The sequence below is a fragment of the Evansella cellulosilytica DSM 2522 genome, assembly GCF_000177235.2.
In the GTDB taxonomy this organism is placed as follows: domain Bacteria; phylum Bacillota; class Bacilli; order Bacillales; family Salisediminibacteriaceae; genus Evansella; species Evansella cellulosilytica.
On record NC_014829.1, the window covers coordinates 3,100,553 to 3,114,245 of the forward strand.

At 36.1% G+C, this 13,693-nt stretch carries 13 protein-coding genes and 1 other annotated feature; of the genes, 5 read left to right on the forward strand and 8 right to left on the reverse strand.

Annotation, left to right across the window (positions count from 1 at the left end; genetic code table 11):
* Nucleotides 1-255: 255 nt before the first annotated feature.
* The gene (locus BCELL_RS14400; RefSeq protein ID WP_013489491.1) at nucleotides 256-780 is read left to right on the forward strand and encodes an HD domain-containing protein; all 525 of its coding nucleotides are present in this window, start codon (nucleotides 256-258) and stop codon (nucleotides 778-780) included.
* Nucleotides 781-1,055: 275 nt separating this feature from the next.
* Complete coding sequence (locus BCELL_RS14405) at nucleotides 1,056-2,072, forward strand: sodium:calcium antiporter (RefSeq protein WP_013489492.1); 1,017 nt, start codon at nucleotides 1,056-1,058, stop codon at nucleotides 2,070-2,072.
* Nucleotides 2,073-2,290: 218 nt separating this feature from the next.
* Here BCELL_RS14405 and BCELL_RS14410 read toward each other — a convergent pair whose 3' ends face one another.
* Nucleotides 2,291-2,845, reverse strand: a complete 555-nt coding sequence (locus BCELL_RS14410) for a redoxin domain-containing protein (protein WP_013489493.1) — start codon at nucleotides 2,843-2,845, stop codon at nucleotides 2,291-2,293.
* 113 nt (nucleotides 2,846-2,958) lie between these two features.
* Nucleotides 2,959-3,214: a binding site (T-box leader), on the forward strand.
* A gap of 87 nt (nucleotides 3,215-3,301) precedes the next feature.
* Here BCELL_RS14410 and trpS point away from each other — a divergent pair.
* Entirely contained in the window at nucleotides 3,302-4,291 is a 990-nt protein-coding gene (gene trpS, locus BCELL_RS14415; protein WP_013489494.1) for a tryptophan--tRNA ligase, read from the forward strand.
* A 609-nt stretch (nucleotides 4,292-4,900) separates the two neighbouring features.
* Here the strand turns inward: trpS and BCELL_RS14420 are convergent.
* From BCELL_RS14420 to BCELL_RS14430, 3 genes are all read right to left on the reverse strand, one after another.
* Complete coding sequence (locus tag BCELL_RS14420; protein WP_013489495.1) at nucleotides 4,901-5,659, reverse strand: YjbA family protein; 759 nt, start codon at nucleotides 5,657-5,659, stop codon at nucleotides 4,901-4,903.
* Nucleotides 5,660-5,750: 91 nt separating this feature from the next.
* The gene (locus BCELL_RS14425; protein ID WP_013489496.1) at nucleotides 5,751-5,960 is read right to left on the reverse strand and encodes a YuzI family membrane protein; all 210 of its coding nucleotides are present in this window, start codon (nucleotides 5,958-5,960) and stop codon (nucleotides 5,751-5,753) included.
* Nucleotides 5,961-6,067: 107 nt separating this feature from the next.
* Nucleotides 6,068-6,883 (reverse strand): DUF2268 domain-containing putative Zn-dependent protease, encoded by an 816-nt coding sequence (locus BCELL_RS14430; RefSeq protein ID WP_013489497.1) that lies wholly within the window; start codon nucleotides 6,881-6,883, stop codon nucleotides 6,068-6,070.
* Between the two features lie 176 nt (nucleotides 6,884-7,059).
* Between BCELL_RS14430 and BCELL_RS14435 the strand changes: the two genes are divergently transcribed.
* The gene (locus BCELL_RS14435) at nucleotides 7,060-7,776 is read left to right on the forward strand and encodes a Crp/Fnr family transcriptional regulator (RefSeq protein WP_013489498.1); all 717 of its coding nucleotides are present in this window, start codon (nucleotides 7,060-7,062) and stop codon (nucleotides 7,774-7,776) included.
* A 263-nt stretch (nucleotides 7,777-8,039) separates the two neighbouring features.
* Here BCELL_RS14435 and BCELL_RS14440 read toward each other — a convergent pair whose 3' ends face one another.
* The 3 genes from BCELL_RS14440 to liaF are packed head-to-tail and all read right to left on the reverse strand — an operon-like array spanning nucleotide 8,040 to nucleotide 10,636.
* Nucleotides 8,040-8,663, reverse strand: a complete 624-nt coding sequence (locus tag BCELL_RS14440) for a response regulator (protein ID WP_013489499.1) — start codon at nucleotides 8,661-8,663, stop codon at nucleotides 8,040-8,042.
* Entirely contained in the window at nucleotides 8,656-9,816 is a 1,161-nt protein-coding gene (locus BCELL_RS14445; RefSeq protein WP_013489500.1) for a sensor histidine kinase, read from the reverse strand. Before BCELL_RS14445 ends, BCELL_RS14440 begins: the two co-directional genes overlap by 8 nt.
* Nucleotides 9,809-10,636 carry a cell wall-active antibiotics response protein LiaF gene (gene liaF, locus BCELL_RS14450; RefSeq protein ID WP_013489501.1) on the reverse strand — a complete coding sequence of 276 codons (828 nt, stop codon included), beginning with the start codon at nucleotides 10,634-10,636 and terminating at the stop codon, nucleotides 9,809-9,811. The genes BCELL_RS14445 and liaF overlap by 8 nt, the downstream gene beginning before the upstream one ends.
* A 312-nt stretch (nucleotides 10,637-10,948) precedes the next feature.
* Here liaF and BCELL_RS14455 point away from each other — a divergent pair, with 312 nt between their 5' ends.
* Nucleotides 10,949-11,947: an LCP family protein gene (locus BCELL_RS14455; RefSeq protein WP_013489502.1), complete on the forward strand. Its 999-nt coding sequence runs from the start codon at nucleotides 10,949-10,951 to the stop codon at nucleotides 11,945-11,947.
* Nucleotides 11,948-12,410: 463 nt separating this feature from the next.
* Here the strand turns inward: BCELL_RS14455 and fabF are convergent, their stop codons facing one another.
* Nucleotides 12,411-13,652 (reverse strand): beta-ketoacyl-ACP synthase II, encoded by a 1,242-nt coding sequence (fabF, locus tag BCELL_RS14460; RefSeq protein ID WP_013489503.1) that lies wholly within the window; start codon nucleotides 13,650-13,652, stop codon nucleotides 12,411-12,413.
* Between the last annotated feature and the right edge of the window lie 41 nt (nucleotides 13,653-13,693).

Consider the following 13,693-nt stretch of genomic DNA (forward strand, 5'->3'; position numbering starts at 1 on the left):
GACAACTTATTACCTTAATTATACATTGGAAAGCACCATACACCAATGCACAATTTATATTTCACTATTCCTTTTTTTGTAATAAATAGCTTCATTTCTCTATTATTAGGAATAATATGCTAGAAACATAGAAAATATCATTATTACTTTTTCCTGTTCTCGTTTTTAAGAAATAGAAAAAAGGGATTGACAAATATATAAAAAGTAAATACAATATTGAACAATATACTTTTTTATATAAAGGAGGAGGTACTAATGAAACGTGTCACATTACTTGATGTGTATCAGCACCCTATCGCGCAAAAATATATTACCCGGTCTGGGTTAGCTCATGCTATCTCCACTGCCCAGTATGCATTCGATTATTCGCAAGAATTTGATGTAAATCCTGATCTAGCTGTAAAGGCTGCTTTTTTACATGATATCGGTCATTACACTTGGTATAAAAACGGCTCTTGGGACTACAGCTTATATAAACAAAATGACATCCATGCAATTAAAGGAGCAGAAAGAGCACATAAACTTTTAATTAGACTCGGAGAAAATCCTGTTTTTGCGAAAAAAATTGCTTTAGCTATTTTGCTTCATACAGATTCTTACTTACCTGATGGTAATCTTCAGTTAGAACCGCTTCAAGAAGTGGTTGCATTAGCCGATAAAGCAGATGAAGAACCTGGAGGTAAGCATCACTACAAAACCATTTCAAATAGCGAAGCAATCTTTAAATTAGAGAGCTTAGACAAAAAGGTTGAAGGTAAATTAAACTTGCGCATTAGCTGAAGAAGCCTACAATTTTGTAGTGCTTTATTTTTTTTCTTGACCAGACAGTTACTTACTGATAGATTAATAGTAATAGAAAAACACCCTTTAAAAAGGGGAGTAGCGACCTCACGGTTAACGGATCGTCATTACGGCGAATATTACGCTCGGTCCGTTAAGCTTTGCAATAGCAAAGTACGCAAGACCTTTTTATGAAATGACAGTAGTTCATGCTTACTATTGCCATTTCATAAAAAGGTCTGTTTTTTGTTCATAAAAAAGGAGAAGCGATTAAAATGATGTACTTGATTTTTTTATTAGCAGCAACCATTACTGTTTATTCTTCCATTAAATTATCAACCTATGCAGATGTGCTTAGTGAGCGAACTTCTCTTGGTGGAATGCTAGTTGGAACATTACTGTTAGCAGGGGCAACCTCCTTACCAGAGGTTACTACAAGTGCTAGTGCCGTGTTCTTAAACAACCCTGATATCGCCGTCGGAAATGTATTAGGAAGCAATTTATTCAATTTATTGATTTTAGCGACCATTGACCTTATTTATAGACGAAGACAAATGATGACAGAAATTCATAAAGATCATCTTTTTACAGGCTTTATAAGTCTGGGCCTAACTGGTTTAGTATTGGTTACTATTCTCGTTCCTACTGGAATCACCCTATTCAATATCGGAATTGAGTCATATTTGTTAATTATTTTTTACGGAATTAGTATGCGATATGTATCCGGTGGAAACGAAAGTACGCACGTAAATAGTGAAGTTGCTGCAACAATCCCTACTGAGGAAGTAAAAAAAGCACATCATACTAGAGCAATATCATTAAAAAAAGCAAAGTATGGGTTTGCTGGTTTTGCATTCATTATATTCATTACCGGATCATTATTAACTATTTCAGGCGATCAAATTGCTCAATCTACAGGAATTAGCTCAAGTTTTGTTGGAAGCTTTCTCATTGCAGGAGCAACCTCATTGCCAGAATTGGTTACTGTTTTAGTTGCCATTCAATTATTAAACTATAATTTAGCAATAGGGAATATTTTAGGAAGTAATATTTTCAACTTATTAATTTTAGCATTTACAGACCTCCTTTATAGGGAGGGTAGTATTCTAGCCGCGGCAAACCAAGTCAGTGCCATTACTGCACTTGCGGTTATTGTATTAAACACGATTGTGCTAGGTGCGATCATACTTTGGCAAACAAAAACGAAGCCAAAGTTTTCTTATCCAGTACCTTCTATATTACTCATTCTTGTATATTTCGTATCTAGTTATCTCATTTTCACTTTAAGCTAAATTTCCACTAAGAGGTTGACTTAGAAGGTTGAATTTTTAAACCAACCTCAAAGCAATGTGCGGAGCTGCCGCAATCCCTTAAAGCTCACTATAAGTGAATTGAATTTCTTATAGTGGGCGCGCGGCGAGTGGCTCCATTGCCAGAATCTTGACTAGTTTTTGGAACAGCCGCTTTTTTACATATGCAGCAGCGATGATAGACATTTTACTTTATGTTTTTATTGAAAAAATGAACTTTCCTTTATTTGGTTAAAAGTCATAAGGCCGTAAGCCCGATCTTCAATAATTCCACCTTTATTAATCAGCAATCGTGTTGGTACAACTGCAACTTGATACGTATTTTGTACGACGCCATCCTCATCAAGTAATATAGTCACATCATCAATTGGTACATTAGCTGCATACTGAATAACATCATCCACATTTCGTTCCTCATCCGTTAAATTAATGGCGATTATTTTCGTCCCATCCATGAAACCTTCATTTTTTGCAGCTTGTAGATGATTCCATTGCTCTGAACAAATTTCACACCATGTAGTGAAGAAAAATAAAAAGATATTTTGATCTTCATATTCAGCTAACTCTATATTTTCTCCTGATAATTTCTTTAGGGAAATTGGAAAGGCTTTGTCACCTTTATCAATTCCTTCTGACACTTCTGTCATTGCTCTTTGAGTTAAAGCGAGTTCATGATTTGATTGTAAATATAATAGGCCTAGAGAAAATAAAATAAAACATACCCCTACGAATTGTAACCTTTTCTTTAAAGTCATGGACATCCCTCCACTTTATCATATGAGCCCCTTTGTCCATCCATTACTTATATCAATTAAAATTCGTTTGCATCTAAAATAAAAACGGCGTATAATAAAAAAAAATTAATAAATCGTAGGCAATGATAAAGAGTAGTACTTTTCATGTAGCATTTTACAGAGAGTCTGTTGTTTGCTGGGAGCAGATAATGTGGTGAGAAGGAATGGACTTTGGAGCCTTCAAGTTGAACTGATACACTCACAGTAGGCTTCGACGTCATTCAAACGTTATATTGAAACCCCTTACTATTTGTAGCTTTGTAGCGAGGGTAATAAGTGATTTCTTTTTAGAAATAATCAGGGTGGCAACACGGTCCATTCGTCCCTATTCCAGGGATGAATGGGCTTTTTTTTATGTATGAAATTTAGCTAAAGCTAATTTACATTTTATAATATTTGCAAAGGTGGGGTTTTGAAATGAAAACTATTTTTTCTGGTATTCAGCCGAGCGGAACATTAACTTTAGGAAACTATTTAGGTGCAATGAAGCATTTTGTGGACTTACAACATGAAAATAATTGCTATTTTTGTATCGTTGATCAACATGCCATTACCGTTCCACAAGAAAAATTAACGCTGAAAAAAAACATTCGTAGTTTAGCGGCACTATATTTAGCAGTGGGGATTGACCATAACAAATCAACGTTATTTATTCAATCGGAAGTCCCAGCCCACGCCCAACTAGGATGGATTATGCAATGCGTCAGCTACATCGGTGAGCTTGAAAGAATGACACAGTTTAAAGATAAATCAGCAGGAAAAGAAGGTGTTTCTTCAGCACTGCTAACTTATCCTCCTCTCATGGCTGCTGATATTTTGTTATATGGAACAGATATCGTTCCAGTCGGTGAGGATCAAAAGCAGCATTTAGAGCTAACGAGAGACTTAGCAGAAAGATTTAATAAAAAATACAATGACATCTTTACAATTCCAGAAGTAAAGATTCCTAAAGTAGGGGCTAGAATCATGTCACTAACGGAACCTACTAAAAAAATGAGTAAATCTAACCCCAACCCGAAAAGTTTTATCTCAATGTTAGATGAAGAAAAAACAATTATTAAGAAAATTAAAAGTGCTGTTACTGACTCAGAAAACGAAGTCCGATTCGACAAAGAAAATAAGCCTGGTGTAGCAAATTTACTATCGATTTATTCACTTTGTACAGGAGAAAGTATAGATTCTTTAGAGAATAAATATGTTGGAAAGGGATACGGAGATTTCAAATCCGATGTGGCTGAAGCAGTTGTATCAGTCATTAAACCTATACAAGAACGTTACTACGAGCTTATTGAATCAGAAGAACTCGATGTTATATTAGATCACGGCGCAGAAAAAGCAAATAAAGAAGCATTTAAAATGTTGAAAAAGGCCGAAAGGGCGATGGGATTAGGACGAAAAAGAAGGTAAATGCTTGAGCGCTAAGATAGCCATTTCTTTAAAAGTGTAAATGTATTGTTCATTTAAGAGGGTAAACTGATACTACTGTTTTGAAGCTGATACTTTTGAACCCGGGTTCGCTTTAACCCGGGTTCCTTTCCCTCACCTTCAAACGCCCTTATTCTCTCTTTTACTCTCTTTTTGAAGCTGATACTTTTGAACCCGGGTTCGCTTTAACCCGGGTTCCTTTCCCTCACCTTCAAACGCCCCTATTCTCTCTTTTACTCTCATTTTGAAGCTGATACTTTTGAACCCGGGTTCGCTCTAACCCGGGTTCCTTTCCCTCACCTTCAAACGCCCCTATTCTCTCTTTTACTCTCTTTTTGAAGCTGATACTTTTGAACCCGGGTTCGCTTTAACCCGGGTTCCTTTTCCTCACCTTCAAACGCCTTCATACTCTCTTTTACTACCATTTTGAAGCTGATACTTTTGAACCCGGGTTCACAGTTCCCCAGGCTTCACATTATCCCGGATACACTCCCCGCTCCACCTAGAAAGAACTTAGAAGGGACAAAATTCCAAACTTAATTTGATATACACAAAAAAAATCCAAACAAAGTTTGGATTTCCGTAGAAATTTCATCGTACATTTTTCTTTTCGATTTCACCTTGCTGTAGTTCCCATAGTTTTTCAAAAAATGGCTGACCTTTGATCATAGTAAAGCAATAATCTTCATGCTTTTCGGACCACCCGTACTTAATATCTTCATATAGACAGCTCCAAGCTTCTTCATAGCTCATTTCTTGAATTTCTCTATATTTATGAGGAGCCCATTCTGTATACCAGTACTTGAGTTCAGCTTCCTCCGCATCATTATATAGCTGATCGAGGGCCATAAATAAAATCTGCTTTAATTGACGCTCCTTTCGAATCAATCCCTTCATTAAAGAAGGCTCTGGTGAAAGGATGTGATACTGTTTTTCACAATCCAAGTAATCCATATAAAACTCTCGTTGAAGCTCTGACTCAACTAATGTCAGCAATTGTTCTTCTTGACGAGGAACGAGTCTACTTTTCCTAACAGGGGTATGATATCCTATAGTATCAACAACTATTGATCTAACACCATCAGTAGCGATAAAGCAATATTCTAACTCGACGCGTTGACTTTTTCTTCTTACATAACTCTGTTTATACACATCAGCCAAAAGTTCTTCTGGTAATTCCTGAAGCGTGTTTTCAATATAGTCAAATAAATTACTTTGCATTTTTATTACGACAACTTGATCTAACAATTCTATCCTATCTTCTTTACGCCATTCAAAAAATTCGCAAACGTTATATCCATTCTCTTCTCCTTCAAACCAATTAACCCATACGTCCCGCATATGGAGCATAGATGTTAACCCCCTTATACGTATATTTATTTATCAACAGTATGGGCAGGAGGTAACCAGTTTATTCCACTAAAACAGTATAATTAATAATTTATTTTCGCCTTATCGGCAAATATATCATTCCCCATACAAGAAGTAGTCCGAGAAGAAAAATGTAAAATTCGATTCTACCTAGCAGAAATAGTGCATAATCTTTTATGGTGTAGCCTACTGTTAATAAATTCAAATAAGCAACAAGGCTTATTCCCCCTGCAACAGCAAGTCCAAAACCAATAAATAAAAATATAAATCTTGTAATCATTTTTCTCCTCCTTTCCTTCTTGTATAAGTGATAACCTAACATAATCGTATTCTTACTCATATTTATGAAACATCCTCGTAAAAAAGGACAATTAATTAGGACAAATTCTATTTATTTGAGAAAATAGATTCATTACAAATTGTTTCTGGATTTATTTTTATAAGTTTTTTTGCCGGCACTTCTCCATGATTTTCTATAAATGACTCTACCATTCTGTACCCAAGGCAATAACCGAGCCATTTAGGATATCCTCTAAATCCCCCATATAAATATTGATGGTGGTTCTCTCTTCCGCGAATATTCCTCTTTTCTTTAATACCTCTTTTCCACCACGCCAACAATTCATCTCTTGTATATCGAGTCATCCACGGGGAAACATACTTCTCACCGACTATTTTCTTTACCTCCCACTCGGCCAATCCCTCCATAATAAAAGACTCTAACAACGTTACTGACTTTTCATCATTATTTTGATGATATAGCCTACATGCATGATGGTATTCATGCGTAAGCAGTGCTTGTTTTTCTTTAATAGAAGTTCCTTCTTGAAAAAATAAAATGATAAAGTTTGGAAAGGTTATACCATTTTTCCCTTCCATCACGTTCATCAATGCTTCATTTTCTGTGTTAATAGGGAATGCAAATATATCTACATCTGGCCCTGCAAACTTTTCTATTAACATGTCATATTGTTTTCTCAGTCCTTTATTTGGCTCTCCTCTCATCCAGTTTTCACATAGTGTCTTTGTTTGGCGATGAATCGGCATCATCCCCTGTTGATAAAGGAATAATAGCCATTCATCTTTCTTCCAGTCTTGTTTATGTTTCATTAATGCTTGAAATCGTGGGATACGTTTTAATCCTGTTTCTGTCATTTCATTAAAAAGGTGTCTTATCCATATTCTAGATGGAATGATAGGCACTTATAAGGACTCCTTTCTGTTATAATAAGAAGAAAAGCGATATATGAGCTTCACTGCTATAAATGTCTTTTCTTAGCTACTTTCTTACCTTTTTGAGAATGAATGGAATCATGCTATATGCTATGCTTTTTCGCTTCTTATTGATCAATATTTCTGTTTTTGAAAGGATAATTTTTATGAAAAACAATGAAACACTAAAGGAATATACCCCTTTCTTTGATCAGTTACGTGATGAAGATCAACATACATTGTTATTACACGGACAAGAAGTTTTTATAAGAAAGGGCCAAATACTATTTTACGAGGGAGAAGAAGCTAATCACCTATATCTTATTAAAAGTGGTCAAGTTAGATTAAGTAAAATGACAATTGACCAAAAAATGTTTTTCCTTCACTTAAAGCAGAAAGGTGATGTTTTTGGAGAGTATTGCTTATTTAATGACATGAGCGCAAGTATGACTAGCGAAGTAGTCCAAGATGCAACTTTAATTAGATTTGATAAAAAAGACTTAGAAGCTCTATTTTCTCAACACGGGGAAATTGCAGTTGCATTTATTAAGTTGTTTGCCCGTAATACACAATCAACGCAGGCGAAATTTTCTGATTTGCTTTTATACGGAAAAACAGGCGCTTTTTATTCTATATTAATTCGGTTTGCAAACTCTTATGGTGTATCACATCCAAAAGGGATTCGTATTAATAAAAAGCTTACAAACCAAGACATTGCTCACTTCATAGGAACAAGTCGTGAGACGATTAACCGTCTGTTAAATGATTTAAAGCAAGATAATATCGTTTATATGGAACGTGGATATATTGTTCTTACTAATATTAATACGTTAAAGAATTACGTTCAATGTGGTAAATGCCCTTTAGAGATCTGTACAATATAGCTTTCAACTTGATAAGAAAAACTAAAACCGAGCTCGTGAAGCAGGGCATTGAAAAAGTGGTGTTCTTTCACTTTTACAGTGTCCCTAAGCAATGTGCGTAGCCGTCGCAATCGTTTAAAAGCCTGATAGGAGTGGATTTATCCTACCAGGCGAGCGACGAGCGTAACCATTGCAATTTCCCATAATTGTAGAAAGTATTGGCAATGGCTTCGTTCGTTGCGCGACTACTATGAGAAACCCACTAAAAATACGGTAGATTCGGTTTAAGTAAGTTTATTTTTATTTGCATAAATAGCTGCTTGAGTACGATCCTCCACCTCTAGCTTACTTAAGATATGGCTAACGTGAGTTTTCACTGTTTTTATACCTATATGCAGTGTCTCTGCTATGTCCTTATTTGTTTTCCCCTGTCCTATTAAAGCCAATACTTCTCTTTCTCGATTAGTTAATTCCTCATGTTTGGGCTTAGAACGCATTTGATGAAACATCTTTTGCGTCACTTGGCCTTGAAATGTAGGTACACCTTTATGTGCTTTGCGAATTGCTTCAACAATTTCGTTCGCACTAGACGTTTTTAATATGTAACTGAATGCACCTGCTTCCATGACTGGAAAAAGCATTTCATCGTCTAAGTAACTAGTTAGTACAATTATTTTCACATCATCATTTGTAAGTTCCCTAGTTGCATCGATACCATTCATTTCATCCATCAAAAGGTCCATTAATATAACATCTGGGGATAGTTCTCTCGCTAATGTAATGGCCTCTTTTCCATTAGATGCTTCTCCTACAACTTCAATGTCATCTTCTAATTGTAAAAAGGTGATTAAACCCATTCGCACCATTTCATGATCATCTACAACTAATAAACGAATTTTTTCACTCATTATCTCGTTCCTCCTCAACGCTTTCAACTATTGGAACTCTTAATTCTATTTTTGTCCCCTTATTTGGATAAGAGAGTATCGTAAAATGTCCACCTAACTCTACAATTCTTTCTCTCATGGAATGGAGACCGTAGCTCACTTGTTGTTTATTCATCACTTTCTCCATGTCGAAACCATCCCCGTCATCCTCTAATACTAGCAGTAACCGTTTACCTTTATAATCTGATCTAAATTTTAGTGATTTAGGATTACCATGTCTTAATGAGTTAGATATCGCTTCTTGAATTACTCGAAATAGCTGTTCCTCAACACCTGGAGCAACTTTAGGAATATTATTTAATTCGCATTCCACCTGTAGTTGCGGGTGCTTCCTCTTTAATTCAATATATAAACTTTCAACTGCTTGGTATAAGCCTTTTCCCTCTAATGTTATTGGTCGAAGGTGCATAATGAGAGCTCTTAACTCTTGTTGTGCATGGTGAACCATTTTTTCTGTCTGTTTAAATACTTCCTTCGCCTTATCCGGCTTCGCCTCTAAAAGCCTCGGCATTGCACTTAAAGACATTGAAACGGCAAACAACTCTTGACTCACTGAGTCATGTAAATCCCTTGCTAGTTTCCTTCTTTCTTCTAAACTAGCTGCAAGCTCAGCATCTGCAATCAATTGCGCATTTTCATCTAATACACGTCTCATCGATACTATTTGCTTTTTCGCATCATCTGTTAATTCATTAATTTGGTCTGCAAGTTTATGAAGTTCATCTCTTCTTTCTACTTCAATCTTATGACCAAGGGCACCTCTTTGAAATTGCTTTAATTGATGAATAATGGATGTAATAGATCTCTTTAATTGTGCACCATAAGAATAAGTAAAAACCCAAGCTGTTCCTAAAAAAACGATAGAATAAATGAGCAAAAAGCTTATATAACTAATAGGTGCTTGAATTCGTTCCTCGAAGCTCTCATGTATATTAAGTATCGAGTTAAATGCACCTGGAATTAACGTTTGCATAATCAAAATGATTAATATCGTAACAAAAAAAGCAGTGAGAGTAATCTTTCCTTGTAAACGGAGAAGATCCCATAATATTCCTTTTAGTCCTCGATCCTGCTTTAATGGTTTCGCTTTCTTATTTCTGTTCTTTTTAATCAACTGTCAAAACCTCCACATCACCAATATTCAAATTGACATAGAGGATGACCCTTTTATCAGCATCATGAAAGTTTGGACTCGTATACGTTGCTTTTCTGCTTGTCCCCGAATATGTGTCATCGAATAATGTCACCTCACCAATTCGTACATCTGCGACAGCTTTCACAGCCATGTCACGTGGAACAAGTATTTCAACTGATCCTATCCAAGAACGAATATCAATCATATTTTCGCCTTCTTTGAGAACTGCCCTTGTTAGATCGACTTCAATACTCCCAATTCCCATAGAGATGTTCGTTCCGTCTATTTCAAAAGGGTGCTTTCCTAGCTGAATATCTCCTATAAAAGCGTGGTGTTTTTCACTCTGCTTTTTTTTCTCTTTGTTCTTCTTTTTTATGGAAACATCATCAGAATGATGATGATCAGTGCTCCCTTTATCCCAGTTTAAGTCGATAATAATATCGTTTCTTTTATTAAAAATTAACTTAAATCCAATATAAACAATTAATAATGGCCAAATCCAACTCCATAAGTCAGATAGCGTATAAGCAAACCATTCAGCGTTATTGCCTAGTAAAATGATTCCTATAGCTAAAATTAAAGCTCCCCACACAGCTTTACTAAAACTAACATTGTCTCGTTTTAAGCTTTGGAAAAAGTAAATGCTACCTTCAAAAAACATTTTCAGACCAATAAGGACGATTAAAATGGGCCAAAATGTTGAAAAAATACTTGTTACATCTGTATCTATTAGTCCAGTGTTAGACAATAAAAACAAAAGCCCAATAGTTAATATAAGTAATCCAAAAATATTCTTCATGGTTTTGTCTCCTTTATTTCGGAAATCAAGCGTCTCTTCTCTATTTTATCCTGTACTTGCTAATACGCCAATTGATTTTTTTCCTATTATTTAATATAAGTGTAGTTGTTTGCAAAACAATATAAAACAGGCGCTGGTCCGTTTAACTATCCGTCTGAAGTCTGATTTCCACTGAATAATATTTATAAATAATACAAAAAACTAAACTTTACTAATATAAAACTAATATTACGAATAAATTACTTTAATAAGTTAACCATTATGTTATCTGCCTTTATCTGTTATAATCGCAATGAATAGAGGTGACAATAAATGCAAAACAAATTCAGCAATTTATTTACTTTTCGTCGTAAAATAATCATCCTCATTTTGTTACTAATTGTATTAGCGAGTCTTTCTATTGCAGTGTGGGCAAAAAATGACTATGAACGTGCTAGGCAAGAATCACTGCGCCATATTGAAGAAAGTGGGGGCCAATTACCTTCTAACGAAGAAATTGAGTTTAATGCTCCTGAAGAAGCAGACTTAGATTATATGAATGTTTTACTCATTGGTATTGATGATGATGAAGATATTGCAAGAACAGACACGATTATGATCGCACAATATCATCCTGAAAAAGGAACTGCGAAGCTCGTTTCACTTATGCGTGATATGTATGTGACCATTCCCGGACACGGCCAAAATAAAATTAATGCTGCATTCTCTTTTGGTGGTCTTGAACTTTTACGCCAAACAATCAAGGAGAACTTCGATGTGGATGTGCACTACTATGCACAAGTTGATTTTAATGGCTTCGAACGTATTGTCGATACGTTAGCACCTGAAGGCATTGAAATTGATGTAGAAAGACGAATGTATTATGAAACACGTTCCCTTGTCATCGATTTCCAACCAGGCTTACAAACGATGTCAGGCGATGAAGCACTAAAATATGTGCGATTCCGTAGTGATTTTGAAAATGACTTCGGTCGAGTTCGAAGACAACAGCAAGTGCTTGATTCTCTATCAGGTGAACTGCTATCTATTTCAGGTGTTCGCCGTATTCCACAACTATTAGGTTCGATTGAACCTTATATACAAACGAATATTGATACAAGCAAAATGATTTCTTACGGAAGAAGCTTTGTCTTAAATCCTGTTGACGATATTGAAACAATAACTATCCCTCTTTCTGATGCCTATTACGATGAAACATTTTCTCATGCAGGGGCAGTCTTAATGTTAGATTGGGATAGAAACAAAGAGGCTTTACACGAGTTTTTAGGAACTGAATTAATGGATGATAATAATTCTACCTTCGAAGATTAAGAATAGACAACTTTACACTTTTTTCAATTTCAGATAGAAAAGGGGAACCTCTCTGCCTTATCAGCGAGGAAAATAGTGCTTCGTTTAAAGTTAAGGAATTTTGAACTCGGGTACTTTATTCCCAGGTTCAATTACATAAGATATAGGATACTATTTGGACTCTGACAATAAAACATTAAAATATACAAAAGAGGTTGACTCAAAAGGTCGATTTTTACCTTTTGAGTCAACCTCTATAAGCTATGTGCGTAACCGTCGCAATCCCTTAAAGACCACTATAAGTGGTTTTTTTATAGTGTCCCGCGGTGAGTGGCGCCATTTCAAAGCTATTAATAGCTTTTGGGAAACCCTCTTTTTCATGTGAGTTTTCCATATGTCGCACGATATTCTTTTAAATAGTTTTTTTTGCGTTTCATTGGTTGCCTCGCGCCAAATTGCTCTCATATGAGTTATTCCCTAATTGTTATGCTCTGTAGCTTTTAAATACTAGTGCAACATTATGTCCCCCAAAGCCGAGAGACGTACTCATAACCGCGTCAACTTTTTGATGACGAGCTTCATTCGGGACATAATCTAAGTCACATTCAGGATCTGGCGTTTCATAATTTATCGTCGGTGGTATGATTCCATCTTCGATAGCTTTTGCTGAGAAAATCGACTCCACTGCACCTGCTGCTCCTAGTAAGTGTCCTGTCATTGATTTAGTAGAGCTAATTGCCAACTTATACGCATGATCACCGAATACTGTTTTAGCTGCTGCAGTCTCATATTTATCATTATATTCCGTGCTCGTTCCGTGGGCATTTATATACGTAATAGCATCTGGCTGCAAGCCTGCATCGTCTAAAGCTTGTTTCATCGCTCTTGCTGCACCTTCCCCTTCAGGAGCTGGTGCTGTAACATGATATGCATCACCAGTTGAACCATACCCTACAACTTCTGCATAAATGTGTGCTCCTCGTTCAAGTGCAGAATCTAAGGACTCTAAAATTAATATCCCTGCACCTTCTCCCATAACAAATCCGTCACGGTTTTTATCAAAAGGTCTACTAGCAGATTTAGGGTCTGGATTTGTCGACATCGCTTTAGCAGAGCTAAATCCTGCAAGAGACATTTCTGTAATAGGTGCTTCAGCTCCACCTGTTATCATAATATCAGCGTCTCCTCGTTGAACAACTTTAAAAGCATCTCCGATAGAATTAGCACCGGATGCACAAGCTGTAACAGTACATGAATTGATTCCCTTTGCGCCTAATGAAATCGATACTTGTCCAGAAGCCATATCTGGGATTAACATTGGCACAAAAAATGGACTGACGCGACGATGTCCACGTTTTTCATATAAACGGAATTGTTTTTCATATGTTTCCATTCCACCAATTCCAGATCCAATCCAAACTCCGATTCGATGAGCATTTTCATCATTAATTGTTAATTTCGCATCCTTCACTGCCATCTGTGCACTTGCGACAGCAAATTGCGTAAACCTGTCCATTTTTCGTGCGTCTTTTGCATCCATAAAGACTGCAGGGTCAAAATCCTTTACTTCGGCAACTACTTCTGTTGGGAATTGGGCATCCTCAAATTTCGTTAGCTTACCAATCCCTGATTCTCCTTTTACAAGTCTATCCCAAGTCGTATTAGCATCTAGTCCTAACGGAGTTACAGCTCCGATTCCTGTTATAACAACACGTTTTTTTTCCATTTTAACGAACTCCTCTCATTTCTTTGTAATTTGGTCATCTA

Coding starts and splice junctions, on each gene's coding strand:
- BCELL_RS14405 (WP_013489492.1), top strand. CDS start 1,056: ATGATGTACTTGATTTTTTTATTAGCAGCAACCATTACTGTTTATTCT.
- BCELL_RS14400 (WP_013489491.1), top strand. CDS start 256: ATGAAACGTGTCACATTACTTGATGTGTATCAGCACCCTATCGCGCAA.
- BCELL_RS14435 (WP_013489498.1), top strand. CDS start 7,060: ATGAAAAACAATGAAACACTAAAGGAATATACCCCTTTCTTTGATCAG.
- liaF (WP_013489501.1), bottom strand. CDS start 10,636: ATGAAGAATATTTTTGGATTACTTATATTAACTATTGGGCTTTTGTTT.
- BCELL_RS14410 (WP_013489493.1), bottom strand. CDS start 2,845: ATGACTTTAAAGAAAAGGTTACAATTCGTAGGGGTATGTTTTATTTTA.
- BCELL_RS14425 (WP_013489496.1), bottom strand. CDS start 5,960: ATGATTACAAGATTTATATTTTTATTTATTGGTTTTGGACTTGCTGTT.
- BCELL_RS14420 (WP_013489495.1), bottom strand. CDS start 5,659: ATGCTCCATATGCGGGACGTATGGGTTAATTGGTTTGAAGGAGAAGAG.
- fabF (WP_013489503.1), bottom strand. CDS start 13,652: ATGGAAAAAAAACGTGTTGTTATAACAGGAATCGGAGCTGTAACTCCG.
- BCELL_RS14440 (WP_013489499.1), bottom strand. CDS start 8,663: ATGAGTGAAAAAATTCGTTTATTAGTTGTAGATGATCATGAAATGGTG.
- BCELL_RS14455 (WP_013489502.1), top strand. CDS start 10,949: ATGCAAAACAAATTCAGCAATTTATTTACTTTTCGTCGTAAAATAATC.
- trpS (WP_013489494.1), top strand. CDS start 3,302: ATGAAAACTATTTTTTCTGGTATTCAGCCGAGCGGAACATTAACTTTA.